This window comes from Actinomadura logoneensis, assembly GCF_003428695.1.
GTDB lineage: Bacteria > Actinomycetota > Actinomycetes > Streptosporangiales > Streptosporangiaceae > Spirillospora > Spirillospora logoneensis.
Window position 1 is genome coordinate 1 of the sequence record NZ_QURH01000055.1, and the last position, 6382, is coordinate 6382.

5 protein-coding genes are annotated in these 6382 nt (G+C 73.2%); 3 read left to right on the forward strand and 2 right to left on the reverse strand.

The features are described 5' to 3' along the window. The 3 genes from DZF91_RS02955 to DZF91_RS02965 all read left to right on the forward strand — a co-directional run. On the forward strand, positions 1-1432 hold a 1432-nt coding region (locus DZF91_RS02955), incomplete at its 5' end, for a M1 family metallopeptidase (protein ID WP_235834039.1). Continuing rightward, the gene (locus DZF91_RS02960; RefSeq protein WP_235834040.1) at positions 1429-2910 is read left to right on the forward strand and encodes a M1 family metallopeptidase; all 1482 of its coding nucleotides are present in this window, start codon (positions 1429-1431) and stop codon (positions 2908-2910) included. The genes DZF91_RS02955 and DZF91_RS02960, both read left to right, overlap by 4 nt. Positions 2911-2986: 76 nt before the next feature. Beyond that, complete coding sequence (locus DZF91_RS02965) at positions 2987-4417, forward strand: M1 family metallopeptidase (RefSeq protein WP_117355970.1); 1431 nt, start codon at positions 2987-2989, stop codon at positions 4415-4417. Between the two features lie 182 nt (positions 4418-4599). Here DZF91_RS02965 and ilvA read toward each other — a convergent pair whose 3' ends face one another. Both ilvA and DZF91_RS02975 read right to left on the reverse strand, forming a co-directional pair. Then, complete coding sequence (gene ilvA, locus DZF91_RS02970; RefSeq protein ID WP_117355971.1) at positions 4600-5814, reverse strand: threonine ammonia-lyase; 1215 nt, start codon at positions 5812-5814, stop codon at positions 4600-4602. A 251-nt stretch (positions 5815-6065) separates the two neighbouring features. Further along, positions 6066-6382, reverse strand: a 317-nt coding sequence (locus DZF91_RS02975; protein WP_147340963.1) for an ROK family protein, incomplete at its 5' end; no start/stop codon positions are given.

Consider the following 6382-nt stretch of genomic DNA (forward strand, 5'->3'; position numbering starts at 1 on the left):
CGCGACGGGAGCGACCGGTGGGACGGTCGGCGGTGCCGCGGGTGGGACGGTCGGCGGCGCCGCGGGTGGGACGGTCGGCGAGGCGGCCGGCCGGACCGCGGCCGGCGTCGGAACCGCCACCAAGAGCGGCGGCGCGCCCGGATCGTCCGGACTCGGCGACGCCTACTTCCCGGCGGCGGGCAACGGCGGCTACGACGTCGAGCACTACGACGTGAAGCTGGCGTATGCGGGCCGCGCCTCCGGCGACGTGGACGCGACCGTCACCATCACCGCCAGGGCGGAGCAGCCGCTCCCCGGGTTCGACCTGGACTTCCGCGGCCCGAAGATCACCGAGCTCAGCGTGGACGGGCGGCCCGCCACCTTCACCCGCGACGGCCAGGAACTGGTCGTGACGCCGGCCGCCGGCATCGCCGAGGGCGCGCGCTTCACCACCGTCGTCCACTACGCGGGACGTCCCGGCCCGCTGAAGGGCGACGCGCTCGGCACCTACGGCTGGATCCCGTCCAAGGACGGCGCGGTCGCGCTCGGCGAGCCGGACGGCACGCCGACCTGGCTGCCCGTCAACGACCATCCGCGCGACCGGGCCACCTACGACTTCCACATCACCGTCCCGTCCGAGCTCCAGGTGGTCGCGAACGGCACGCCCGGAGCGGTGGCGAAGCACGGCGCGACGACCACCTACGACTGGTCCGAGACCGCCCCGATGGCCACCTATCTGGCGATGGTCGCGATCGGGAAGTTCGACGTCAGGCGGACGGAGACGGGCGGCGTCCCGGTGATCACGGCGGTCGATCCCCGGTACGCGGGGGCCGCGCGGAAGCTGGAGCGGACGACCGTCGCCGCGATGCGGTGGGGCGTGGAGACCTTCGGCCCGTACCCGTTCCCGACGGCGGGCGGTGTGATCGACGATCCGCCGCTCGACTACGCGCTGGAGAGCCAGGAGCGTCCGGTCTACGGCGGTTTCTCGCCCGGCGAGCGCTTCATCGTGCACGAGCTCGCCCACCAGTGGTTCGGTGACAGCGTGGGCCTGCGCGACTGGAAGGACATCTGGCTCAACGAGGGCCTCGCGACCTACGCCGAGTGGATGTGGACCGAGCACAAGGGCGGGGAGTCCGCCAAGAGCGTCTTCAAGCGGTACTACACCCAGCCCGGCGCGTCCCCGGTGTTCGCCCCGCCGCCGGGCTCCCCCGCGCGCGCCGACCTGTTCGGCTTCTCGGTCTACACACGCGGCGCGATGTGCGTCGAGGCGCTGCGTGAACGCGTCGGCGACAAGACGTTCGTCCGGGTGCTGAAGGCGTGGGCGGCGCAGGGACGCGCCGCGCCCGTCACCACCGCCGACTTCGTCGCCGTGGCGGAGAAGGTCTCCGGACGACGGCTGCACAGGCTGTTCAACGCCTGGCTCTACCAGAAGGGCAAACCAAAGAAGTGGTGACCAAACGGGCGGCGACGGCGTTGCTGCTGTCTCCCATCATGGCCTGCACACCGATCGCCGGGGCGGGGGCCTGGGCGCCCGCCGGCCTCACCGCCGCAGGTCCCTACCCCGCCGCCGGGATGGCCCCGTACCCCGGCGTCCAGGCGAGGACCGGCGGCGGCGCCGTGTACACGCCCGGCGCGCCCGGCAGTGGCGACCCGTACTTCCCCGAGGCGGGGAACGGCGGCTTCCACGCGACCCACTACGACATCGACCTCGCCTACGAGCCCGCCGGACGGCGGATGCGCGCGACGACCAGGGTCAACGCGACCGCGACGCAGAACCTGTCCCGGTTCGACCTGGACTTCGTCGGCAACACCATCTCCGACCTGCGGGTGGACGGCAGGCCCGCCACGTACGAGCGGCGCGGGCAGGAGCTGGTGATCACCCCGGCGGCCGGCATCCCCCGGGGCGCGAGGTTCACCGTCACGGTGACGTACGCGGGCCGGCCGCGCGTCCTCGAGGACCCGATCCTCGGCCGGACGGGCTGGCTGCCGACGAGGGGCGGCGTGATCACGCTGTCCCAGCCGACCGGGTCGCAGACCTGGTTCCCGCTGAACGACCACCCGTCCGACAAGGCCACCTACGCGTTCCGCGTGACGGTCCCGAAGGGGCTGGCCGTGCTGGCGAACGGCGAGCCGCACGGCGTCGTCCGGCACGGCTCGACCCGGACGTACCGGTGGTCGTCGAAGCGTCCGATGGCGAACTACCTGGCCATGATCGCGATCGGGCGGTTCGTCACCCGCGACGGCAGGACGCCCGGCGGGGTGCGCTCGATCAGCGCGGTCGCCCGGTCCCTCGCCGCCAAGGACGCCAGGAAGGCCGACCGGCTGCAGCGCACCACCGCGCGCGTCACCGACTGGGAGGCGTCGGTCTTCGGCCGGTTCCCGTTCGACTCGACCGGCGGCATCGTGGAGGACCTCCAGATCAACTACTCGCTGGAGACCCAGGACCGGCCCGTCTACCACGGCGACGCCGACGCCCCGCTGATCGTCCACGAACTGGCGCACCAGTGGTTCGGCGACAGCGTCAGCCTCGCCCGCTGGAAGGACATCTGGCTGAACGAGGGGTTCGCGACCTACGCCGAGTGGCTCTGGCAGGAGCAGCACGGCGGCCCGAGCGCGGCGCGGGCCTTCGCCGACGCCTACAAGCGGCCCGCGTCCGACCCGGCGTGGCAGCGCCGCACCGGCGACCCCGGACGGGACAGGCTCTTCTCCTACTTCCCCGTCTACACGCGCGGCGCGATGACGCTGCACCGGCTCCGGACGACGGTCGGCGACCGCGCCTTCTTCCGGATCCTGCGGACGTGGGCGTCCGAACGCGCCGGGCGGACGGGCAGCACGCCCGAGTTCGTCGCGCTCGCCGAGCGGATCTCGCACCGGAGGCTGGGCCCGCTGTTCCAGACCTGGCTCTACACGCCCGGCAAACCGAAGATTTGAGATCAAAACGCGCTTGAGCCGCGGTGACGGCGAGGAAATTCTGGGGCGGACGATATTCCTCGCAAGGATGAGGCGCATGAGCAGAGTCTCCAGAGTGCTCACGACCACCGCCGTCACCGCGGGCCTCGCGCTGGCCGCCACCACGGCCGCCGCGCTGCCCTCGGACGCCGCCCCGGCCCGGTTCACGCCGGGCGCGGCCGGCGCGGGCGACCCCTACTTCCCCGAGATGGGCAACGGCGGCTACACCCCGACCCACTACGAGATCGCGCTGAAGTACGACCCGGCGACCAGGGCGATCGACGCCGTCACGACCGTCCAGGCGCGCGCCACCCAGAACCTCTCCCGCTTCGACCTGGACTTCCAGGGCCTCACCATCAGGTCGCTCACGGTGGACGGGCGGCGCGCGTCCTACCGGCGGGAGGGAACCCAGGAACTGGTCATCACGCCGCCGAAGGGACTGCGGAAGGGGAAGAGGTTCGCGGTCACCGTCGCGTACTCGGGCGTCCCGCAGACCATCGACGACCCCGCGCTCGGCGTCTCCGGCTGGGTCCCGACGGCCGACGGCGCGCTCATGCTGAACCAGCCGATCGGCGCGGCCACCGTCTACCCCGTCGACGACCACCCCACCGAGAAGGCCACCTACGGCTTCACCCTCACCGCGCCGAGTACCCTGACCACCGTCGCGAACGGCGACCTCGCCGGCCGGCGCTCGCACGGCGGCTGGACGACCAGCCGCTGGGTGATGGACCGTCCGATGGCGAGCGAGCTCGCGATGATCGCGATCGGCCGGTACGACGAGATCCGGGGCCGGACGGCGCGCGGCCTGCCGAACCTCACCTACACCGACGTCAACATGAAGATCCCGGCGGACAAGGCGCGGCAGTTCAACACCCAGACCGCGCAGGTCGTGGACTGGGAGGCGTCGCTCTACGGCCGCTACCCGTGGTCGTCCACGGGCGGCGTCACGGTCGCCGGGAAGGTCGGCTACGCGCTGGAGACCCAGGGCCGTCCGGTCTACGACCTGTACCGGCATCCGGGGAACATCCCGTCCGGCGGCCTGCTCGCGCACGAGCTCGGCCACCAGTGGTTCGGCGACAGCGTCTCCCCGCGCCGCTGGTCCGACATCTGGCTGAACGAGGGCTTCGCCACCTACTCGGAGTGGCTCTGGGCGGAGAAGTTCGCCGACACGCCGATCGCGACGAGCTTCCAGGACGTCTACTCCAAGCCCGCGACCGACGACCTGTGGAAGGGCGTCGTCTCCGACCCGGGCCGCGACCACATCTTCGACGCCCTCGTCTACGACCGCGCCGCCGCCGCCATCCACGTCCTGCGCGGACGCATCGGCGACGCGTCCTTCTTCCGGCTGCTGCGCGTCTGGCAGAGCGCCCACCGCGGCGGCACCGGCTCCACCGCCGAGTTCGTCCGGACGGCCCGGGAGGTCTCCCACAAGGACATCTCCAAGTGGGCCCACGACTGGATCTACAGCCCCGGCAAGCCCACCCTCTGACCCCCGTCCCGGTGGGGTGCCCCAACAGGCCACCCCACCGCCCGGGGCCGATGGTCCCCACCGGGCGCGGCTGAGGCTTCGAACCGGCCGCGGCCGACCGTTCCCACCGGGCGCGGTCGACGGTTCTGGACGCGGATGCGCTCAAGGCCGCGACCGCGCCGGCCGGGTGCGCGTGACCGGGGTCAGTTGCCGATGGTGAGGGTGTAGCCGCGTTCGCGGAGGCGGCGGGTGACCTCTTCGCTGTGCTCCGTGCCGCGCGTCTCGAGCTGGAGCAGCACCTCGGCCTCCTCGACGGGCAGGCGCGCGGCGATGCGCTCGTGCACCACGTCCAGCACGTTCACCCCGAACCCGGCGAGCTCGCCGAGCAGCGTGACGAGCGCGCCCGGACGGTCCTTGAGGCGGCAGCGGACGACCAGGTACCGGCCCGCGCCCGCGAGACCGTGCCGCAGCACCTTCGCCATCAGCAGCGGGTCGATGTTGCCGCCGGACAGGACCGCCACGACCGGCGTCCGGACCGCGTAGGAGTGCTCCAGCAGCGCCGCGACGCCCGCCGCGCCCGCCGGCTCCACGACCTGCTTGGCACGCTCCAGGCAGAGCAGCAGGGCCTGCGAGATCGACTCCTCGGTCACCGTGACCACGGCGTCCAGCAGCTCGCTGACCAGCTCGTACGTCAGCTCGCCGGGGCGTCCGACGGAGATGCCGTCGGCCATCGTCGGCTGCACGTCGATCCTGACCGGGTACCCGGCGGCCAGCGAGGCGGGGAACGCGGCGGCGCGCTTGGCCTGCGCGCCCACGATCTTGACGGGGTGCCCGGCGGCCTGCTTGATCGCCGTCGCGATGCCGGACATCAGCCCGCCGCCGCCGACCGCGCCGACCACCGTCCGCACGTCCGGGCACTGGTCCAGGATCTCCAGGCCGATCGTGCCCTGGCCCGCGACGACGTCCGGATGGTCGAACGGGTGGATGAAGACCGCGCCGCGTTCCTCGGCGTACTCGGCGGCGGCCTCCAGGCAGGCGTCCACGGTCGGGCCGGGGAACACCACCTCGGCGCCGTAGCCGCGGGTCGCGGCGACCTTCGGCAGCGGCGCGCCCTCCGGCATGAAGACCGTGGCCTTCGCGCCGAGCATGGACGCGGCGAGCGCGACGCCCTGCGCGTGGTTGCCCGCGCTGGCCGCCACGACGCCCCGCGCCCGCTCCTCCTCGGAGAGCCGCGCGATCCGGACGTACGCGCCGCGGATCTTGAACGACCCGGTCCGCTGGAGGTTCTCGCACTTGAACAGCACCGGCCCGCCGATCGCCTCCGACAGAACGCGGGAGGGGATCAGCGGCGTCGGAACGGCGACGGCGGAGAGCAGCTCGCGCGCGTCCTGGACGTCTTCGATCGGGACGGAGACCACCCCCGCATCCTGCCACGCACCCGGCCCGCCCCATCACCCCGCCCGCTCGCCCGCCTGCCCGCCCTGGCGCGGGCGGCACCCGGCCGCCGCGCAGCGGACGTTCCGCGGAGGCGCGGCGGGGTGACCGCCGCGACAAGAGGCGGTCGGGGAGTGGAGGCGGATGAGGGACGGATGAGGGGGCGGGCGAGGAGCGGAGGCGGACGAGAGGTGACGGTGGACGGGAAGAGGAGGCGGACAAGGTGGAGGTGGGGTCAGTCGGCGGACCAGTATTTGTCGGCTTCGTAGATCAGGGCGGCGGCGCCGACCAGGCCGGCGGTCTGGCCGAGGGCGGCGGGGACGACGCTGAGGCGGCGGGCGTAGTCCATGCGGGCGTGGGCGCGGAGGGTCTCCTCCAGGGGGTCGAACAGCAGCGCGCCCGCCTGGGAGATGCCGCCACCGATCGACACGACCTCCAGGTCGCACAGGTGGGTCGCGGACGCGATGGCCAGGCCGAGGGCGCGGCCGGCGCGGCGCATCGCCGCCTGCGCGACGGGGTGGCCGCGGCGGGCGTCGTCGGCGAGCGCGACAC

Excerpts from the sequence above, each read along its gene's own strand:
- DZF91_RS02965 (WP_117355970.1), top strand. The coding sequence starts at position 2,987 with ATGAGCAGAGTCTCCAGAGTGCTCACGACCACCGCCGTCACCGCGGGC.